Origin of the sequence: Haloarchaeobius pelagicus (assembly GCF_051207375.1) — an archaeon.
Taxonomy (GTDB): Archaea; Halobacteriota; Halobacteria; order Halobacteriales; family Natrialbaceae; genus Haloarchaeobius.
In genome coordinates this window covers 2,282,271-2,300,803 of record NZ_JBPJZD010000001.1, presented here as the reverse complement: position 1 = coordinate 2,300,803, position 18,533 = coordinate 2,282,271, and the positions used below count along the sequence as shown (strand labels likewise).

Genomic DNA, 18,533 nt, shown 5'->3' with positions numbered 1-18,533 from the left:
CACTCCGTCGATACCCTTCAACACATTCCGTTTTCGTCGGCTTCTGCAGCCGTGAGCCGCTGGCTCGTCACTCCCGGTACGTGCTCCGCCCGAGGGAGTCGTTCAGCGGGCAGTACTGCACCCGCGCCTCGTAGATGGCGAACGCACCGCAAAGGAACAGGACGACCGCCAGTGCGAGGTTCGTGAGTCCGGACAGGACGGGCACGACGAGGACGGCGAGTGCCGCCAGTACGAACACGATTCCGAGCGTGTACCGGACCGTTCGCTCTACCCCGCCGATGTTCCGTTCGTGCCCGATACCGAGCGTCCACCGGTAGAGCTGTCCGGCCGCATCGGCGACGCCGCCTCCCCTGGCCTTATCAGTTGATGCCATGGTATCAGTTGGTTGTAACAGGGGATAGCGGTGCCGGCGAGGAGAAACCGCGGTTCGAGAAAGAATTGCTGTTCGCTGCAGGCGCTATAACAGCCGTCCGAGGAACCGCTGGCCGCGTTCCGTCTTGGGCTGCTCGAAGAACTCGTCGGTCTCGGTCACCTCGACGACCTCGCCTTCGGCCATCAGGACGATCCGGTCGCCGACCTCCTTCGCGAAGTCCATCTCGTGGGTGACCACGAGCATCGTCATGCCTTCCTCCGCCAGGTCGCGCATGACCTCGAGCACCTCACCCACGAGTTCGGGGTCGAGTGCGCTCGTGACCTCGTCGAACAGCATCACTTGCGGGTCCATGGCGAGCGCCCGGGCGATTGCGACGCGCTGTTGCTGGCCGCCCGAGAGTTCGTTCGGGTAGGACTCGTCCTTGCCCGAGAGACCGACTTGTTCCAGCAAGTTCCCCGCTTTGACCATCGTCTGGCCTTCGTCCTGTCCCTTCACCTTGATCGGTGCCATGGCGACGTTCTCGATGGCCGTCTTGTGCGGGAACAGGTTGAAGCTCTGGAACACCATCCCGATGCGCTGGCGGAGGCGGTTGATGTCCGCGTCCGGGTCGGAGATGGGTTCGCCGTCGAGCCGGATCTCGCCGGAGCGAATCTCCTCGAGTCGGTTCGTACAGCGCAGCAGGGTCGACTTCCCCGAGCCGGACGGCCCGATGACGACGACCACTTCGCGCTCTTCGACCTCGAGGTCGATGTCCTTCAGGACGTGGTTCTCGCCGAAGTACTTGTTCACGCCGTCGAACTCGACGAGCGAGTGCTGGCTGCTCACGACATGTCACCTCGGCTGCCCGTGAATATCCGCTTGAGCTGTGCGGTCTTCGAGTCGTCATCACCACCGCCACCCCAGTCCGCGCGCTTCTCGAGCACGCTGACGAGATAGCTCATCGACATCGTGATGGCGAGGTAGAACAGGCACACCCAGACCAGCGGCGTCCACGCGTCCAGCTGGTTGGAGTTGATGTTCCGGAACACGCTCATGATCTCGGGGATGGCGATGACCGTCAGGAGCGAGGTGTCCTTGACCAGGATGATCTGGTCGTTCCCGATGGCGGCGAGTGCGTTGCGCCACGCCTGCGGGAGGACGACCTCACGGAGTGCCATCACGCGAGACATCCCGAGCGAGCGTGCTGCTTCCATCTGTCCGTCCGGGACGGCTTCGATGCCGCCACGGACCGCCTCACCGACGTACGCGCCGTGGTTCAGGGTGAGGCCGATGACCGCGGCCGGGACCCCCCAGTTTGGAATGGGGAACGTCCCGGTCGCCCACAGCTTCGGGATACCGAAGTAGATGACGAACAGCTGGAACAGTAGCGGCGTGCCGCGGAAGAACTCGACGTAGCCCTTCGCGATTCGCCCAGTAATCGGCGAGCTAGAGATGCGGCCGAGTCCGACGAGGATGCCGAGCGAGACCGACAGGACACTCGAGATGGCGACGATCTGGATGACGAGGAGGAACGCCTCGACGAACCGTGGGAACACCACCCGGAGCAGGCTGGTGTCCACCTGTGTGGACAGGATATATCCGACCATCGCCAGGATGACGACGACGAACGTCCCCGCTAACACTTCGCCGACTCGCCGAATCAGCTGGTCCTGCATGAGGAGTGAACTGATCGCCCCCTCGCTGCCAGAATCCGTTTCCGCTGTTTCGGTGGACATAACGACGAGTTAGCCCTGGAAGTAGTTGCTGTAGATGTCGTCGTACGTGCCGTTCTCCTTGATGGCGGCGATGGCGTCGTTGACCTCCTTGCGGAAGTCGTCGTCGTCCTGGCGGAACGCGATACCGTAGTTCTCGACAGTGAGCGTGAGGTACGGCGGGGCCTCCTGGCCCGCATCGGATGCCGCGCCCTCGCCCTCGAGGAAGACGACGTCGTCGTTCTGGTTCGCGAACTCGCCGTTGACGGTGTTGTCGTTGATGACGGCCGACACCTGGTTGTTGAGCAGGGCGTCGAACGCGCCCGTGATCTGGTCGAAGCTCTTGAGGGTGAGGTCGCCACCGAACTCCTCTTTGAGGCCTTCTGCCGCGCCTTCACCCGTCGTCCCCTTCTGGACACCGACGTTCTTGCCCTTCAGGTCCTCCTTCGAGGAGATGTTGCCGTCCTTCAGGACGATGACCGTCTGGTACGCCGTGAAGTACGGGTCCGAGAAGTCGACTTCCTTCGCGCGTTCGTCGTTGATGGTCATCGCGCTCATGATGAGGCGGAAGTTCCCGTTGTTGAGGGAGTTGATGATGCCGTCGAAGCTCGTCTGCTTGAACTCGTAGTCTCGGCCCATCTCCTCGCCGAACACCGCCTCGGCGATCTCGACGTCGAACCCGACGAGGGTACCGTCTGCCTCGCGGTACTCGAACGGCTTGTACGGGATGTCGGACCCGATGGTGATCGTCTCGCCGCTGCCACCGGTCAGCGAGCCCAGACAGCCGGACAGGCCCATCCCTGCGATTGCTGCGCCACTACCCTTGAGGTAACTGCGTCTATCCATGCCATGCGGGTTCGTGCCGTCCATAATAAACGGTTCGATGAGAATCCTACGTTTACACACGGACGCGCGTAAAAAATTGGATAATTCGGTCACTGTGGGAGTATCTCGACGCAGACATTGACAGCCAATCCCACGTCCCTGGGCCGAAGCCCCGTCGGGGGATTGGACGGCCCCTCAGGGCCAGGTAACGTACTTGATATTGGTCTCGTGGAGATTGATTGACAGGTAGTTCTCCTCCGTACGTAACTCCCACCTGTAGTTCTTGGACAGCGACTCACCGACTGCCACGCTGCACTCGTAGACCCCGTCCTCCTCGAACAGGCCGTCGAAGGGATGGGCGGTCAGTACGGGATTATCTGGAAGCCTTCGGGCACGACGAAGCCCGCAATCAGGAGCACCAGTGCGGTGATGCCAGCCGTCAGGAGCGCGTACGGAATCTGCGTCCGGACGTGGACCATGTGGTCGGAGCCACTGGTCGAGGAGGCCAGCACCGTCGTATCGGAGATGGGGGAGGTGTGGTCGCCGAAGATGCCACCGGAGAACACCGCCCCGATGACGATGGGGAGGTTCGCGCCGGTGGTCAGTGCGACCGGGATGGCGATGGGGAACATGATGCCGTAGGTCGACCACGAGGAGCCGTCGGAGAAACTCACGAACGCGGTCACGAGGAACACGATGAGGGGTACGATGAACGCGGGCACGCCCTGGAACCACTGCGTGACGAACGCGGCGATGCCGAGCGTCGTCACCGAGTTCTGGATGCTCGAGGCCATCATGAGGATGGCCGCGGCGAGGAAGATGCCCTTGAACCCGCGAACCATCGCGTTCGTGGCGTCGTCGTTCGAGGGGATGTCACCGCGGAGCCGGTAGAGGACGAACGAGAGGATGAGGGCCGTGGTCGCCGCGAGCCCGAGTTCGAACGAGCCAGGTGCGAAGCCCACCTCGCCGCCGGCGGGCAGGAGCAGACTGTACCCGCCGATGCTGAACAGCGTGTCGTACTGGTCGGCGGTGACGAACGGCGAGGACGTCCAGAACATCGAGCCGAGCGCGACGAGTATCATCGCACCGATGGGGATGGCGAAGTTCTGCCAGCGCGGCTCGGCGGTCTCGGCCATCTCGTACTCGTCCATCTCCCGGGAGAGCATGGGGTCGTGGTCCTCGCCGACGACCTTCCCCTCCTGGCGGGCGCGCTTCTCCTCGCGGGCCATCGGCCCGAAGTTCGGGATGACCTGCCAGGCGACCAGCGCTGCGATGACGAGCGCGATCCACGAGTAGAAGCCGGTGAACAGGGTGTTGAGGAACAGCGGCCACACCTCGCTGGTGACGGCGCTGGCGTTCTCGCCGGAGCCGGTGACCATCTCGCTCATACCCGGCGGGAGCGTCCCCTGGGTCTTCGCCGCGGTGAGGCCCGCGCCGATGAAGCCGATGAGGGCGACGCCCCACGTCGAGTAGAACGCGAGGCGGGCTGCGGGGGAGCCGGCGCTGTCGACGTAGTACGCCAGCTTCGCCCGCGAGACGTTGTACTTGTCCGTCAGCGGGCGCATCATCGAGCCGACCACGAGGCAGTTGAAGTAGTCGTCGATGTGGATGGCGACGCCTGCCAGGAAGGCCGCTTTCTCGGCGTCTCCGGCGTCGTCGGCCCGTTTCGCGAGTGCCTGCAGGACGCCCTGCAGCGCGCCGGCGCGAATCATCAGCCCGATGGTGCCACCGATGGCGAACAGGGCGATGAGGACGTTCTTGATGTACCACTCGCTGCCGAACAGCGGCGCGGTCGCCACCAGCGTCGGGATGGTCTTCAGCCCGAAGATGGTCCCGAGCAACGACCCGAATGCGGGCGACCCGTTCGCGATGTCGGCCGGGACACCCACGGCGGTTGGCTTCAGCGCACCGTAGATACTCCCGGTGGTGAGTACCCCGAGGAACAACCCGATGAGGGCCTCACGCGTGTACCACGCCGTCGCGATAGCCACGAGTGCCGGGACGACCGACCATGCACCTGCGTCTATCTGTTCGAGTGCCATGTTCTCGTGTGGCACGGCACTGCCAGAAGAAACTTACGCATAAATGTCGGCGATTCAGGCAGAAACCGGGGGTAGAACGTCCTCAGTCGTCGGCGTTCACGCCGTGGCCGGTCGTGCTGGCGGACTCGTGGCCCGTCTCGGTCCCGTCGAACATCCAGGCGGTCCCACTGACGAAGCCGCCGAAGATGACGAGGGCGGCCGCGTGGTGCAGCGTCTGGACCAGTGCGGTGTAGGTGACGACGGTCTCGCGGCCGAGCAGGATCTGGACCGGCAGGACGAGGATTGCCACGGCGAGCGCGACGTGAATGCGGCGCTGGTCGAACACCTTCCACGCGCCGTAGGCCGTCCCGAGGATGAAGAAGCCGGTGATGGACGCGACGAACCGGTGGGTCCACTCCGGAATCGAGGCGTAGTTCGGCGGGAGCAGGCCGAACACCGGCCCGCCACACAGCGGCCAGCGGCCCTGGCACGTGAGCCCTGTCCCTGTCGCTGCGGTGTACACCCCGAGCAGGATGAGCAGTCCCGTCAGAACGGTCGTGACGACGGCGAGGATGCGGACGCCGCGCCTGCTGAGCGCTTGCATACTCTGTGTCTCAGGAATCGGGCCATATCAACTGTGCGGAAGCGCCCAGCGCGTGGGAACGGGCTGCCGGTTCCGCAGGAAGATGTGCGGAAGCGCCCAGCGCGTGAGAACGGGCTGCCGGTTCCGCAGGAAGATGTGCGGAAGCGCCCAGCGCGTGGGAACGGGCTGCCGGTTCCGCAGGAAGATGTGCGGAAGCGCCCAGCGCGTGGGAACGGGCTGCCGGTTCCGCAGGAAGATGTGCGGAAGCGCCCAGCACGTGGGAACGGGCTGCCGGTTCCTGTGCTGGTTCGCAGGTTTCAAGCCTCGACACGAGAGCCGTCAAGCCATGATACAGACCCGTCTCGACGCCTTCCTCGACGAGCAGGGATACGACGAACTGTGGTTCCTCGCGCCCGCGAACGTCGCCTGGCTCACGGGGGCAGATACCCGCATCGACGCCAGCGACGCGGTCGGTGTCGCGGCGGCGCGCTACGATGGCGACGGTGTCACCGTCCTCGCCGGCCCGGATGCCGACCGGCTCCAGACCGAGGAACTCGACGACGACGTGACCGTCGAGACGTTCGCGTGGTACGAGTCCTCCCTCGAAGCGGCGGTGGTCACCCGCGCTGGCGAGGACGCGGCCGCCGACGTGGCACTGGACGGGCTGGCGACGGTCGACGCGTACGCGCTCCGACAGCCACTCGTCGACGGCGACATCGAGCGATACGACCAGCTCGGGCAGGACGTGGCGAGCGCGGTCGAGGCGGTCTGTCGGGAACTCCAGTCCGGTGACTCCGAGCACGAGGTCGGCTCCGCGGTGCGCATCGCGCTGGCGGCGCGCGACATCGAGCCAGTGAGCATCTTCGTCGGCGGGGCAGCGCGCGCCCAGCGCTTCGTCCGGCCGACGCCGACCGCCCTGGAACTCGGCGACTATGTGGTGGTCTCGGTCACGGGGCGGCGCGACGGGCTCCACGCTGGCTGCACCCGGACGGTTGCCTTCGACGCGCCCGAGTGGCTCGAAGCACGCCACGAGGCTGCGGCCCGGGTCGAGGCGACGGCCTACGCCGCGACCGCTTCGGGGGTCACCGGAGAGGGGGCCGGCACCGTGGGTGACGTGTTCGCGGCCATCCAGTCGGCCTACGACGCGGTCGGGTCGCCCGACCGCTGGCAGGCGCACCCCCAGGGAGGGGCGACCGGCTATTCCCGCCGTGAGTGGCTGGCGACGCCCGGGTCGGACACCCTGCTGCAGGGGCCGATAGCGTACGCCTGGACACCGTCGCTCCCGGGTGTCCGCCGGGAGGACACGACCCTCGTCACGGCCGACGGGATGGTCGATCGGTTGACCGACACCGGTGGGTGGCCCATCCAGCGAGCCTCGGCCGTCGGCTCCGACGAGACGTACTCGATTCCAGCCGTGCTGTCACCCTGATTTCGACGATTGTCGGACTGTTCTTTCGATTAGCTTTTTGTCGGGGGCCGTGGTGGGTCCGAGTATGGGAATCGACGAGGATTCACTCGAGTATCACGCGGAGGACCCACCCGGGAAACTGGAGATATCGACGACGAAGCCGACGAACACACAGCGAGACCTCTCGCTGGCGTATTCGCCGGGTGTCGCTGCCCCCTGTAACGAGATCGCGGCGAACCCCGACGACGCCTACAAGTACACCGCGAAGGGCAACCTCGTGGGCGTCGTCTCGAACGGCTCGGCCGTGCTCGGGCTCGGCGACATCGGCGCGGCGGCGTCGAAGCCGGTCATGGAGGGGAAGGGCGTCCTGTTCAAGCGCTTCGCCGACATCGACGTGTTCGACATCGAACTCGACGAGGCCGACCCCGAGAAGATAATCGACTCCGTCCGCTCGATGGAGCCGACGTTCGGGGGCATCAACCTCGAGGACATCTCCGCGCCGGAGTGTTTCACCATCGAGGAGACGCTCCGAGAGGAGATGGACATCCCCGTCTTCCACGACGACCAGCACGGAACCGCCATCATCTCGGGTGCCGCCCTCGTCAACGCCTGCGAGATCGCCGACAAGGACATCGGCGAGCTCGACATCGTCTTCTCCGGCGCTGGCGCGTCCGCGCTCGCGACCGCCCGCTTCTACGTCTCTCTCGGTGCCACGCGCGAGAACATCACCATGTGTGACTCCTCGGGCATCATCACCCAGGAGCGCGCCGAAGCCGGCGACGTGAACAAGTACAAGCGCGAGTTCGCCCGCGACATCCCCGGCGGCGACCTCGCCGACGCGATGGAGGGTGCGGACGTGTTCGTCGGCCTCTCCATCGGCGGGCTCGTCTCCCAGGAGATGGTCCGGTCGATGGCCGACAACCCCATCGTGTTCGCGATGGCGAACCCCGACCCGGAGATCGGCTACGAGGAGGCCAAGGCGGCCCGCGACGACGACGTCATCATGGCCACCGGGCGCTCCGACTACCCGAACCAGGTCAACAACGTCCTCGGCTTCCCGTTCATCTTCCGTGGCGCACTCGACGTGCGCGCAACCGAGATCAACGAGGAGATGAAGGTCGCCGCCGCGAAGGCGCTGGCTCACCTCGCGAAGCAGGACGTGCCCGACGCGGTCGTCAAAGCCTACGGCGACCAGCCGCTCCAGTTCGGCCCGGACTACATCATCCCGAAGCCGCTGGACCCCCGTGTGCTGTTCGAGGTCGCGCCGGCCGTCGCCGACGCCGCGATGGACTCGGGCTGCGCCCGCAAGGAACTCGACCTCGAGGAGTACGAGGAGCGCCTCGAAGCCCGCCTCGGGAAGTCCCGCGAGATGATGCGGGTCGTCCTCAACAAGGCGAAGTCCGACCCCAAGCGCATCGCGCTCGCGGAGGGCAACGACGAGAAGATGATCCGCGCCGCCTACCAGCTCGCAGAGCAGGGCATCGCCGAGCCGGTCCTCATCGGGAACCCGAACCGCATCGAGAAGACCAAGAACCGGCTCGGACTCGAGTTCGACCCCGAGATCGCCAACCCGCGCGAGGCCGACGGCGAGTACGAGGACTACGCCGACCGGCTCTACAAGATCCGCAAGCGCAAGGGCCTGACCAAGAGCGAGGCGGTCGACATGATCCGCCGCGACACCAACTACTTCGGCAGCGTGATGGTCGAGTGCGGCGACGCCGACGCGATGCTGACCGGCCTGACCCACCACTACCCGTCCGCGCTCCGCCCGCCGCTGCAGGTCATCGGCACCCGCGAGGACGCCAACTACGCGGCCGGTGTGTACATGCTGACGTTCAAGAACCGCGTCATCTTCTGTGCCGACACCACGGTCAACCAGGACCCCGACGCGAAGATCCTCGCCGAGGTCGCCGAGCACACCGCGGACCTCGCCCGCCGGTTCAACGTCGACCCGCGCGTCGCGATGCTGTCGTACTCCAACTTCGGCTCGGTCGACAACCCCGGGACGCGCAAGCCGCGCCGCGCGGCCAGCATGCTCCGGGAGGACCCGAAGGTCGACTTCCCGGTCGACGGCGAGATGCAGGCGGACACCGCCGTCGTCGAGGAGATACTCGAAGGCACCTACGACTTCGCCGAGTTCGACGAGCCCGCGAACGTGCTCGTCTTCCCGAACCTCGAAGCCGGCAACATCGGTTACAAGCTCCTCCAGCGCCTCGGCGGCGCGGAGGCCATCGGGCCGATGCTCGTCGGGATGGACAAGCCGGTCCACGTGCTCCAGCGTGGTGACGAGGTCAAGGACATCGTGAATCTGGCTGGCGTGGCGGTCGTGGACGCCCAGCAGAACGAGTAAGCCTTCGCGGTCACTTTTTGGTCCAGCTTTTGGGAGCGAGGCGGAGCCGAGCGAGACAAAAGGTGGTCGTGTAATCTGGCTGGCGTGGCGGTCGTGGACGCCCAGCAGAACGAGTAATCTCGGGGGCGCACGTTCCGAGTTCCCGGAGCCTGTCACCCCGAGTTCGCAGCGCGGTATCTCAAACGTCTGTTTGTGTTTTCTGTGCCCTTTTATCATCCCAGTCCTAGCGTCAAGTATGAACCGTCGCCGGTTCCTCACGCTGACCGCGGCCGCCGGAGCCACCGGCTTCCTCGGTCGTTCCCTCCGCGAATCCCGTGCCGAGCCGGACACACGGGACCCCCTCACCTCGCCCACCGAGGAGACGGACACGGCCGAACCGGCCACGGCGACCACGGCAGCCCCCGAACGACCCGCCCCGGAACTCGAGGTCATCTCGACGGCCTCGGGTCTGCTCGACGTCTCGGTTCGGCTCACGCGCCTCGAAGACCTGACGACCATCTACAACCGCGAGCGCGAGCTCAGCTACGCCGAACGTATCTACCTGAGCGGGCAGTTCGACACCGACACCGACTACCTGGTCGACATCGCCATCGACGGCGACCTGGTGTACGAAGACGAGGTGGCTGCTGGGGAACGCGTCGTCCTCGGCATCCGCGACGCGACGACGGTCGTGGTCGTCGACCGGCGCCGGCTCACCGAGTAACTCGGAGAGACTCGTCAGAAAAACTGTTTTCGAGTGCGAGAGCCGTCCCTGGGTACGCCCTCGAGCACCGCGACTGGCACCGCCTAGTCCGATGCGTGGCGGTCCGCCCGCGACGGCGGCGGGTACTGCGGTCCTGCCGGCTCGGCCGGGCCGAGCGGTTCGGGCAAGACACACCGTTCCGGTTCGTCGTTGACGTGCGCGTAGCGGTCCGGCGCGTTCGCCAGCGGGTGCGCCGGGTTGTCGTCGGACCGGATGCGCGCGGCGCGCACCTCGCCGAAGCCACAGAGTCGGGCGCGGATGCCGCGCCAGTGGTTCTCGCTGGCCCGCGGGACGACGAACGGTTTGGTCGGTTGCCAGTCCGGGTGTCGAGTAGCGAGTACCGCGTTGTTGACGTTCGCCGCGAGGTCGTTGTGGTCCACGAGGATACCGACGCGGGCATCCCGTGGCGCACGGGCGGCGAGGACGTCGAGGCCGAGGTGCAGTGCGCGGTACTCGGCGACGTTGTTGTCAGGCGGCGAGTCACCCGTCGACATGCGCGCGACACGGGTGCCGTCTCGGGTCTCGATGACGACACCGAGTCCACCCTGCCCAGAGGCTCGATACGAACCGTCTGTGGCGACGTAGAAATCGCGGTGGTGAGTCGTAGGCGGGTGTGCGATGTGCGGCGTCGGCGACTCGTCGAACAGATCCCGCAGGGCGGGACGGCCATGAGCGGCCATACCTGAGATAATGCGAGCATGAATATAAACGGTACGCCCCGGGGTGAAAGTGAACGACCGGGTGCGCAACCGCGGCCGAAAGTTGTGAAATAACCGACCTAAACCGGCGTCGCGGGCCGGGATAGAAAGTTTCCTTACCGTCGGTCCGTTCGTCTCGGCCGTGACCAGATACCGGAACGTCTCGCTCTTTCTCGTGCTCGCGGCCGTCTGGGGGAGCGCGTTCATGGCCATCAAGGCGGGCGTTGCCGACATCCCGCCGGTCCTGTTCGCGGCCCTCCGGTACGACATCGCGGGTGTCCTGATGCTCGGCTACGCCGTCTACGCCGTCGACGACTGGCTGCCCCGTTCCCGGGCCGGCTGGCTGGAGGTCGTCATCGGGGGCGTGTTCATGATCGCCGCCTACCACGCGCTGCTGTTCGTCGGCGAGACCGGCCCCGTGAGCAGTGGGGCAGCCGCCGTCCTCGTCGCGCTCTCACCGGTCCTGACGACCGCGTTCGCTCGCCTGCTGCTCCCCGACGAACCGGTGACTCCGGAGACGTGGCTGGGGATGTTCCTCGCGCTGGTCGGCGTCGCGGTGCTCGTCCACCCCGACCCGGACGCATTGCTCTCCGATGCGGTGGTCTCGAAACTCCTCGTGTTCGGGGCTGCGGCCGCCTTCGCGCTGGGGAGCGTCCTCACCCGCAGAATCGACAGCGACATCTCCATCGAGGCGATGGAGGCGTGGTCGATGCTCCTCGGTGCGCTGTTGATGCATGCCGTGAGCATCGCCATGCCCAGCGAATCGTTCGCGCTCATCCAGTGGACGCCGCGGGCGATCGCCTCGCTGGTGTACCTCTCCATCTTCGCCAGCGCCCTCGGCTTCCTCATCTACTTCGACCTGCTCGACCGGCTCGGCCCGGTCGAGATAAACATGGTGTCGTACGTGGCTCCGGTGTTCGCGGCGCTCTCGGGGTGGGCGGTCCTCGGCGACACCGTCGACGTCTACACCGTCGTCGGCTTCGTGATAATCTTCGCCGGCTTCGCCGTGGTCAAACGGCGGGCGCTCGCGGCGGAGGTCGAAGGCATCAGAACGACGGGACGACAGGAATCGTAAGACCCGCGAGCGTCCGTTTTCAGGGCTGGTAGGTCCGACCCAGCGCCAGTGCGAGCAGGTTCAACAGCAACAGCGAGAGGAATGCCGCGGTCTTCGTCGGTGTGTCGAGGCCGACGGTGAGGAGAGCGACGTTCACGAACGGGAGCGAGACAGCAGCCCAGAAGCTCAACATCTGGACGGGCTGGAACCCGTTCCCGTCGGCGGGGCGGTTCGAGATCTGTTCGAGTGGAGAACTTGCCATGCGACATACAGTACTACGCTAGCAGGGGTCTTATACCCGGACGAGTGTTTGTTTTATTTCTCGACGTTTCACAGAAATATACGGGTGTCCTAATCGTTTCACGACGGGTGCAACGCGCCCGAGACGTTTTATCGGCACTGCTCGTGCGGTGGAACCGACCGAGGAAACCGAGGTGTCCTAGCCGAATAGCCACTGGCGAATCGTGTGTTCGGCGCGAGCTAACGACCGGTTCGAGCCGGCTGTCATGTCCGTGGTGTGCTCGCGCTTCGGCCGGTCGTCGGTCACGCGCTCGCTGGTATCGCTCCGGTTCGCGGTGATGGTCAGGTCCGCCGCGGTGGTTGCCCAGCGGATGGACACCGTCTGGGTGTAGTCCCCGGCAGGGAGGTCGACCGCGTCGACGGTGAACTGGACCTCGGTCGTCTCGCCCGGGTCGACCGTCACTGTGCGAGTCGCCAGCGTCCGGTCACCGATGCGGTACGCGAACTCTTCGGTCGCGCTGGCCGTCCCGTCGTTCCGGACCGTGGCGGTGACCGCGACCGACTCGTTCCGCTGGACCGTGTCGGGGGCCTGCAGGTCGGTGACCGCCCAGTCCGGCCCGAGGACGGTGAGCTTCCGGCTCGACGAGACGAACCGCGTCGTGTCGGTCTCGGCTGCCGCTCCGACCGCGGTCACGACTGTTCCTTTCTGGAAGGCGACCCGGAGCCGACCGTCCTCGCCGGTCCGATACGGCGTCCCGAACAGGTCGACGGTCCCCGCGACGCGCTCGCCGGTGTCCGTTCGGCGGAGCGTGAACGTCACGCGCTCACCGACCGGTACCGTCGACCGGTTCACGGCCAGCCGCAGGTCGACCAGCTTCGGTTCGACCGTCAACTCGGTGGACGCCGAGTCGAACCTGACGGCGGGGGTCTGTGGTGCCTCGACCGTGACCGCGTACGTGCCCCTGGTCGAGAAGGAGAGGTTGGTCTGGCCGTCGGCTCCGGTCGTGGTGGTCGAATTCTCGACGGTGACCGTGGCGTTCACCGGCGCACCCGTGTCCGCCCGGGTCACAGTTGCCTGGACGGGGTCGTCGACCCGTGTTTCGGTCGTGCCGAGCACGAGGTTCAGCCCGACGACCCGTCGGTCGACGACGACGGTCGTCGCTGCGTCGGTGAAGCGCTCGGTCTCGGTCTGTGGGGCCCGGACCGTCACGGTGTGCGTGGCTGCCGTCGAGAACGTCACGTTCGCGCGGCCGTCATCGCCGGTCTTCACCGTCCGGCCGCCCGCGACGACCGTGCCGGCGACGGCCGCACCCGTGTCGGCACGGGTCACCGCGACGGTCACGTTCTGTCCGGTGACCGGATTCGAGGGGCGGACCGACGCCGCCAGGTCGACCTGGTGCCGGCGCACCCTGATGGTGACGCGCTCGGTGGTCGCGTTTTCGCTGGTCGTCGGCGACAGCACCACCTCGTACGTGCCCGGCTCGTCGAAGGTGAGGACCGCGGTGCCGTTCTGGTCGGTCTCGGCACGTCGCTCCTCGACCTGCAGTGTGACGTTCGAGACCGGTTTGTCCGCGGCGGTCACGGAGAACTCGACGGCTCCCGAGGGGTCGACGACGGTCCGGTTCGCCGCCAGTGTGAGCGCCTCCGCTTCCGGTCGGTCCTCGCCGTCGTAATCGAAGACCGGGAACACCGGGCCGCTCGATTCGTTGTCGTCGCCGAACGGCGGGCCGGTTCCGAGCCCGCCGGCCATCACCGCGAACGTGCCCAGGACGATGAGTATCAGGAGGATGACCTGCGGGTCCCGGAGTGGGCGGTAGGTGCCGTCGCTCCGCGTGCTCGCGGGCTCGGGGCCTGGTGGGCCTGCAGGGGGGTCCGACGGCATTCGCTATTCGAGTGGAGGTGTAACCCGCATAGACTTAAAAGCGTTCGCCGGACGATGCGGGAGGATGCCCGCAGCGACCCGCTTACTGGAAGCCGATACGACTGCTCTGGCGGTCGTGGCCCACGTCGGCCGTCCCGCCCTTGAAGTCCTCTTTCATCTGCTCGTAGTAGTCGAGGATGTCCTCGGTGATGGTCGGCCGGACCGACTCCATCGCCTTGCGGAAGTGGCGCATCTCGACGACCTCGCAGTCCTCGTCCTCGCGCAGGGCCTCGATTGCGGCCTCACGCGCGATGGACTCCAGGTCGGACCCGACGTAGCCGTCGGTGAGCTCTGCGAGCTCGCGCAGGCTCACGTCCGGGGCCATCGGGATGTTCTCCGTGTGGATGTGGAGGATCTGCTCGCGACCCTCGACGTCGGGCTGGCCGATCATGACGAGCCGGTCGAACCGACCCGAGCGGATGAGTGCCGGGTCGATCATGTCCGGCCGGTTGGTCGCGCCGATGACCATCACTTCGCCCATATCCTCGAGGCCGTCGAGCTCGGTCAGGAGCTGGTTGACGACCCGTTCGGAGACGTTCGAACCCATCTCGCCACCCCGGCTCGGGGCGAGCGAGTCGAGCTCGTCGAAGAAGATGACCGTCGGGGCCACCTGGCGGGCCTTCCGGAACGTCTGCCGGATGGCCTTCTCGGACTCACCGACCCACTTCGAGAGCAGCTGCGGGCCACGCACCGAGATGAAGTTCGCGTTCGTCTCGTTGGCGACCGCTTTCGCCATCAGCGTCTTCCCGGTGCCCGGCGGGCCGTAGAGCAACACGCCGGCCGGCGGGTCGATACCCATCCGCTCGAACTTCTCGGGGTTGTTCAGCGGCCACTCGATGGACTCCTGGATGTTCTGCTTGGCCGTCTCCAGGCCACCGACGTCGTCCCAGGATATCTTCGGAAGCTCGACGAGCACCTCGCGCATCGCGCTCGGTTCGACCTCGTTGAGCGCGGCGCTGAAGTCCGTGCGCTTGACGATCATCCGGTCGATGAGGCTCGGCGGGATGTCCTCCTCGTCGAGGTCGATCTCGGGGAGGTACCGGCGAAGTGCCTTCATCGCGGCCTCCTTGGTGAGGCTCTCGATGTCGGCACCGACGAAGCCGTGGGTCTCGTGTGCGAGGTGGTCCAGACTCACGTCGTCCGACAGCGGCATGCCGCGGGTGTGGATCTGCAGTATCTCCTCGCGGCCCTCCTCGTCGGGCACGCCGATCTCGATCTCGCGGTCGAAGCGACCGGGGCGGCGCAGTGCCGGGTCGACCGAGTCCACGCGGTTGGTCGCCGCGATGACGATGACCTGGCCGCGGGCTTCGAGCCCGTCCATCATCGTCAGGAGCTGGGCGACGACACGGCGTTCGACCTCACCGGTCACGTCCTCACGCTTGGGCGCGATGGAGTCGAGCTCGTCGATGAAGATGATAGCCGGTGACTCCTCGGCAGCGTCCTCGAATATCTCACGGAGCTGCTGTTCGGACTCACCGTAGTACTTCGAGATGATCTCCGGCCCAGCGATAGAGAAGAAACTCGCAGAGGTCTCGTTGGCGACCGCCTTCGCCAGCAAGGTCTTCCCCGTGCCCGGCGGCCCGTGCAGGAGGACACCCTGCGGGGGCTCGATGCCGAGCTTCTTGAATATCTGCGGGTGCTTCATCGGGAGCTCGACCATCTCGCGCACCCGCTGGATCTCGCCCTGGATGCCACCGATGTCTTCGTAGGTTATGCCACCGCCGGTCTTCTCGAAGCCGGAGATGGGCTCCTCACGGAGCTCGACCTCGGTGTCCTCGGTGATGAGGACGACGCCGTCGGGCTCGGTCTCGACCGCGATGAGGGGGATGGCCTGTCCCGGCGAGCGCATGAACGGGTGGTTCGTGCTCGACATGACCGGGACGATGTCGCGTTCGACGACCGGGCGCTTCAGGATCTGTCGTTTCACCATGCCGGCGGCATCGGAGCCGAACTGCACCGACGCCTCCTCGGGGGGTGCGAGGACGAGCTTCTCCGCCTTGGTGGCCTCTGCTTTTCTGATGGTCACCCGCTCGCCGATGCCCACGTCGGCGTTCTGGCGAGTGAACCCGTCGATTCGGACGGTGTCTGTGTTCCAGTCCTGTCGGTCTGCGCGCCACACCTTCGCGGCGGTCGTATCTGCACCTTCGATCTCGATGATATCGCCCGGGCTGAGCTTCAGATGCAACAGCGTATCCGGGTCGAGCCTGGCGATACCGCGTCCCGAATCGTTCGGGTACGCCTTGGCGACCTCTAGTTGAACTTCGTTCATGATTGTTGGGCTACGGGGATGGTCTGAAATGCGTCTCGCGTGCCGATAGGGTTTTTGGTCCCGGGGGTCCGCGGTCGATTCGCCGTCAGTTCCATGCTATGTGCTAACACTTAAGGTTGGTTCTGAGACATACAAAGGCCTACCGGCTTGACAGCGACGCCTGGTGTCGATGACGACGTCCTCTCGGCGGTTCAGCTCGTGTGTCCATCCAACATACGTCTGTAGAAACCGAACGATACTAAATCACTCGTAGGTCGTACCGAAGAACGACAGCCCACCTTATATTATATTAAGATACCTTAGTCCAAGATACACATCCGCACCTAGCCTTATATGATATGCGTCCGAATTTTCCAGTAGCGACCGACGATGACTGCCACCAACACAGCCCCTGGGGAGGAGAGTGTCAGCGAGGACGAAGAGACGCGTGAATCGATCTACAACGACCATCCATTCACGTTCGGGATGTGGCGGCATTCCGACCCCGTGACGGATGAGAACGACGCGACCGAGGAGAGCGGCGAAAGCGAACCGGAGAAGAAGACGGTCGTCGCGGACGGCGGCGTCGCGATCACCATGGCCTGTCCGAACTGTGATGGGTCACTCGTCAACGTCCAGGGCGTCCCGGCCTGTACCGACTGCGACTGGGCCGCCAGATAACCCGCACGAGACGCCTGGAGACACGTCTCGCCGCGGCCTCGCTTCTTTCTGAACTACTCTCCTATCGGAGCCGCTGTGTCGCGTTCGGCTACTCCTCGTCGTCCGAATCGTCCCCGGTGAGCGCAGGGTCCTCACCACGATGCAGCGCCAGTGCCTCCTCGATGCTCAACTCGCCGGCAGCAACCCGCCGGGCCAGGTCCTCGTCGATGGCCCGGTTCTCGCCGGACTGCTCGCGGGAGCGGTTCTTGATGACCTGTAACTCCCCGGCCGTCGGCTCGATGTCGCGGTTCTCGATGACCTCGCCCTCGATGCGGGCGATGTTCGCCGCCGCGAGCACGTCGCCCATCCCGCGCGCGCCGGTCCCGAGGTACGGCGTCGTCCCCGTCTCGTCGACGAGCTCGACCCGCACGTCGTCGAGCGCGTTCACGATGCTGGCACCTTCGAGCCGCGCCCCGTCACCGACGCGGACGACGGGGTCGACCGCATCTGCGACCTCGCGCTCGATGACGGCGACCGCGTCGTCGGCCGGCACCTGGAACGCTGCGACGACCGTGTCACCGGCGAGTACCGCGATGCCGGGGCGGCGACCTGGGTCCACCCCGACGATGGTCTGGCCGCCCTCCCCGCGGAGATGGGTCAGGGCGGCGTCGACCGCGCGCCGCGGGTCGTCCGGGTCGGCATGGACCACGCGCGGTCCCTCGACCTCCTCGTCCTCGCCCGTGATGACGACGGCTGTCTGCTCGGGCAACTCGTCATCGGGCTCGATGGTCGTGAACGTCACACCACGGTCGCGTAGTTCGTTGACGACGCCGTGGTAGACCTCGAAGTCAGCGGTGGCGACGACTATCACTCCCTGTCCTTTCGAGCCGACCGGCTTAAAGTCAATCTGTGCCCGGCCTTCCCGAGAATTTTTATCCGGGTCCGACCCACGGAGGAACGTGCAAGGGAACATCGAGACGGGGTGTGCGGACCTCGACGACCTCCTCGGGGGCGGGTTCGAGCGAGGCACCGTCACGCAGGTGTATGGGCCGCCGGCCGCCGGCAAGACCAACGTCGCGCTCGTCTCCGCCGTCGAGACCGCCGCCCGTGGGGGGACCGTCGTCTACATCGACACGGAGGGGCTGTCGCTCGACCGCTTCGAACAGATCGCGAACGCGCGGGCCTCGCGCTCGGCGGAGTCCGTCGAGGACATCACGGGCCGCATCATCGTCGAGGAGGCGCTCGACTTCCAGGAACAGGAGGAGGCGGTCCGCGACGTGGACGGGTTCGCCGACCGGGCCGACCTCGTCGTCGTCGACTCCGCGACCGGCTTCTACCGGCTCGAACGCGGCGAGGACTCGACGGGTGGTGAGTCCCTGCGAAAGGTCGGGAGGCAGGTCACCCACCTGCTCTCGCTCGCCCGCAAACACGAGTTCGCGGTGTTGCTCACGAACCAGGTGTTCTCCGACATCGACAGCGACCGGACGCGTGCGCTCGGTGGCAACACGCTGGAACACTGGATGGGGAGCGTCGTCCGCATCGACCGGTTCCGCGGCGGGAACCGGCGCGCGACGCTGGAGAAGCATCGAGCGAAACCCGCCGGTGAGTCGATTCAGTTCAAGATAACGGATTCCGGTATCGCTGCAGCTGACGTCTGAGGACGGGTCGAACCGGACCGCCGGGGTGGGTCCCGGTGTCCCGCGCAGTGGTCGTCCCCCG

The 18,533-nt window shown here is 66.0% G+C and carries 17 protein-coding genes; 6 read left to right on the top strand and 11 right to left on the bottom strand.

Annotated features, from left to right (window positions below):
- Positions 1-67 precede the first annotated feature (67 nt).
- The 6 genes from ACSC1S_RS12080 to ACSC1S_RS12055 all read right to left on the bottom strand — a co-directional run bounded on the left by ACSC1S_RS12080 (position 68) and on the right by ACSC1S_RS12055 (position 5,514).
- Positions 68-373, bottom strand: coding sequence for a YgaP-like transmembrane domain (locus tag ACSC1S_RS12080; protein WP_435364493.1), 306 nt, complete (start codon positions 371-373; stop codon positions 68-70).
- An 84-nt stretch (positions 374-457) separates the two neighbouring features.
- Positions 458-1,198 (bottom strand): amino acid ABC transporter ATP-binding protein, encoded by a 741-nt coding sequence (locus ACSC1S_RS12075; RefSeq protein ID WP_435364492.1) that lies wholly within the window; start codon positions 1,196-1,198, stop codon positions 458-460.
- Positions 1,195-2,028, bottom strand: a complete 834-nt coding sequence (locus ACSC1S_RS12070; RefSeq protein WP_435364611.1) for an amino acid ABC transporter permease — start codon at positions 2,026-2,028, stop codon at positions 1,195-1,197. Before ACSC1S_RS12070 ends, ACSC1S_RS12075 begins: the two co-directional genes overlap by 4 nt.
- 69 nt (positions 2,029-2,097) lie before the next feature.
- Positions 2,098-2,910, bottom strand: coding sequence for a transporter substrate-binding domain-containing protein (locus ACSC1S_RS12065; protein ID WP_435364491.1), 813 nt, complete (start codon positions 2,908-2,910; stop codon positions 2,098-2,100).
- 341 nt (positions 2,911-3,251) lie between these two features.
- The gene (locus ACSC1S_RS12060) at positions 3,252-4,931 is read right to left on the bottom strand and encodes a Na+/H+ antiporter NhaC family protein (protein WP_435364490.1); all 1,680 of its coding nucleotides are present in this window, start codon (positions 4,929-4,931) and stop codon (positions 3,252-3,254) included.
- 82 nt (positions 4,932-5,013) lie between these two features.
- Positions 5,014-5,514 carry a COX15/CtaA family protein gene (locus ACSC1S_RS12055; protein WP_435364489.1) on the bottom strand — a complete coding sequence of 167 codons (501 nt, stop codon included), beginning with the start codon at positions 5,512-5,514 and terminating at the stop codon, positions 5,014-5,016.
- Positions 5,515-5,839: 325 nt separating this feature from the next.
- Between ACSC1S_RS12055 and ACSC1S_RS12050 the strand changes: the two genes are divergently transcribed.
- The 3 genes from ACSC1S_RS12050 (at position 5,840) to ACSC1S_RS12040 (ending at position 9,954) form a co-directional block, all read left to right on the top strand.
- The gene (locus ACSC1S_RS12050; RefSeq protein ID WP_435364488.1) at positions 5,840-6,922 is read left to right on the top strand and encodes a M24 family metallopeptidase; all 1,083 of its coding nucleotides are present in this window, start codon (positions 5,840-5,842) and stop codon (positions 6,920-6,922) included.
- Positions 6,923-6,986: 64 nt separating this feature from the next.
- Positions 6,987-9,251 (top strand): NADP-dependent malic enzyme, encoded by a 2,265-nt coding sequence (locus tag ACSC1S_RS12045; protein WP_435364487.1) that lies wholly within the window; start codon positions 6,987-6,989, stop codon positions 9,249-9,251.
- Positions 9,252-9,486: 235 nt separating this feature from the next.
- Positions 9,487-9,954, top strand: a complete 468-nt coding sequence (locus ACSC1S_RS12040; RefSeq protein WP_435364486.1) for a twin-arginine translocation signal domain-containing protein — start codon at positions 9,487-9,489, stop codon at positions 9,952-9,954.
- Positions 9,955-10,037: 83 nt separating this feature from the next.
- Here the strand turns inward: ACSC1S_RS12040 and ACSC1S_RS12035 are convergent, their stop codons facing one another.
- Positions 10,038-10,673 (bottom strand): ribonuclease H, encoded by a 636-nt coding sequence (locus ACSC1S_RS12035; protein WP_435364485.1) that lies wholly within the window; start codon positions 10,671-10,673, stop codon positions 10,038-10,040.
- Between the two features lie 160 nt (positions 10,674-10,833).
- Here ACSC1S_RS12035 and ACSC1S_RS12030 point away from each other — a divergent pair, with 160 nt between their 5' ends.
- A complete protein-coding gene (locus ACSC1S_RS12030; protein ID WP_435364484.1) occupies positions 10,834-11,766 on the top strand; it encodes a DMT family transporter in 933 nt (310 codons plus the stop codon).
- A 19-nt stretch (positions 11,767-11,785) separates the two neighbouring features.
- Here the strand turns inward: ACSC1S_RS12030 and ACSC1S_RS12025 are convergent, their stop codons facing one another.
- The 3 genes from ACSC1S_RS12025 to ACSC1S_RS12015 all read right to left on the bottom strand — a co-directional run bounded on the left by ACSC1S_RS12025 (position 11,786) and on the right by ACSC1S_RS12015 (position 16,175).
- A complete protein-coding gene (locus ACSC1S_RS12025) occupies positions 11,786-12,007 on the bottom strand; it encodes a DUF8028 family protein (RefSeq protein ID WP_435364483.1) in 222 nt (73 codons plus the stop codon).
- Positions 12,008-12,184: 177 nt separating this feature from the next.
- Positions 12,185-13,867, bottom strand: a complete 1,683-nt coding sequence (locus ACSC1S_RS12020; RefSeq protein WP_435364482.1) for a CARDB domain-containing protein — start codon at positions 13,865-13,867, stop codon at positions 12,185-12,187.
- 82 nt (positions 13,868-13,949) lie between these two features.
- A complete protein-coding gene (locus ACSC1S_RS12015) occupies positions 13,950-16,175 on the bottom strand; it encodes a CDC48 family AAA ATPase (protein ID WP_435364481.1) in 2,226 nt (741 codons plus the stop codon).
- A 369-nt stretch (positions 16,176-16,544) separates the two neighbouring features.
- Between ACSC1S_RS12015 and ACSC1S_RS12010 the strand changes: the two genes are divergently transcribed.
- Complete coding sequence (locus ACSC1S_RS12010; RefSeq protein WP_435364480.1) at positions 16,545-16,835, top strand: hypothetical protein; 291 nt, start codon at positions 16,545-16,547, stop codon at positions 16,833-16,835.
- Between the two features lie 88 nt (positions 16,836-16,923).
- Here the strand turns inward: ACSC1S_RS12010 and ACSC1S_RS12005 are convergent, their stop codons facing one another.
- The gene (locus tag ACSC1S_RS12005) at positions 16,924-17,685 is read right to left on the bottom strand and encodes a hypothetical protein (RefSeq protein ID WP_435364479.1); all 762 of its coding nucleotides are present in this window, start codon (positions 17,683-17,685) and stop codon (positions 16,924-16,926) included.
- 88 nt (positions 17,686-17,773) lie between these two features.
- Here ACSC1S_RS12005 and radB point away from each other — a divergent pair, with 88 nt between their 5' ends.
- Positions 17,774-18,472 carry a DNA repair and recombination protein RadB gene (gene radB / locus ACSC1S_RS12000; RefSeq protein WP_435319123.1) on the top strand — a complete coding sequence of 233 codons (699 nt, stop codon included), beginning with the start codon at positions 17,774-17,776 and terminating at the stop codon, positions 18,470-18,472.
- The last annotated feature ends 61 nt before the right edge of the window (positions 18,473-18,533 follow it).

Bases quoted from the DNA above. Each gene is read 5' to 3' on its own strand.
- ACSC1S_RS12080 (WP_435364493.1), bottom strand. From the start codon at position 373: ATGGCATCAACTGATAAGGCCAGGGGAGGCGGCGTCGCCGATGCGGCC.
- ACSC1S_RS12070 (WP_435364611.1), bottom strand. From the start codon at position 2,028: ATGCAGGACCAGCTGATTCGGCGAGTCGGCGAAGTGTTAGCGGGGACG.
- ACSC1S_RS12065 (WP_435364491.1), bottom strand. From the start codon at position 2,910: ATGGATAGACGCAGTTACCTCAAGGGTAGTGGCGCAGCAATCGCAGGG.
- ACSC1S_RS12060 (WP_435364490.1), bottom strand. From the start codon at position 4,931: ATGGCACTCGAACAGATAGACGCAGGTGCATGGTCGGTCGTCCCGGCA.
- ACSC1S_RS12055 (WP_435364489.1), bottom strand. From the start codon at position 5,514: ATGCAAGCGCTCAGCAGGCGCGGCGTCCGCATCCTCGCCGTCGTCACG.
- ACSC1S_RS12050 (WP_435364488.1), top strand. From the start codon at position 5,840: ATGATACAGACCCGTCTCGACGCCTTCCTCGACGAGCAGGGATACGAC.
- ACSC1S_RS12045 (WP_435364487.1), top strand. From the start codon at position 6,987: ATGGGAATCGACGAGGATTCACTCGAGTATCACGCGGAGGACCCACCC.
- ACSC1S_RS12040 (WP_435364486.1), top strand. From the start codon at position 9,487: ATGAACCGTCGCCGGTTCCTCACGCTGACCGCGGCCGCCGGAGCCACC.
- ACSC1S_RS12035 (WP_435364485.1), bottom strand. From the start codon at position 10,673: ATGGCCGCTCATGGCCGTCCCGCCCTGCGGGATCTGTTCGACGAGTCG.
- ACSC1S_RS12025 (WP_435364483.1), bottom strand. From the start codon at position 12,007: ATGGCAAGTTCTCCACTCGAACAGATCTCGAACCGCCCCGCCGACGGG.
- ACSC1S_RS12020 (WP_435364482.1), bottom strand. From the start codon at position 13,867: ATGCCGTCGGACCCCCCTGCAGGCCCACCAGGCCCCGAGCCCGCGAGC.
- ACSC1S_RS12015 (WP_435364481.1), bottom strand. From the start codon at position 16,175: ATGAACGAAGTTCAACTAGAGGTCGCCAAGGCGTACCCGAACGATTCG.
- ACSC1S_RS12010 (WP_435364480.1), top strand. From the start codon at position 16,545: ATGACTGCCACCAACACAGCCCCTGGGGAGGAGAGTGTCAGCGAGGAC.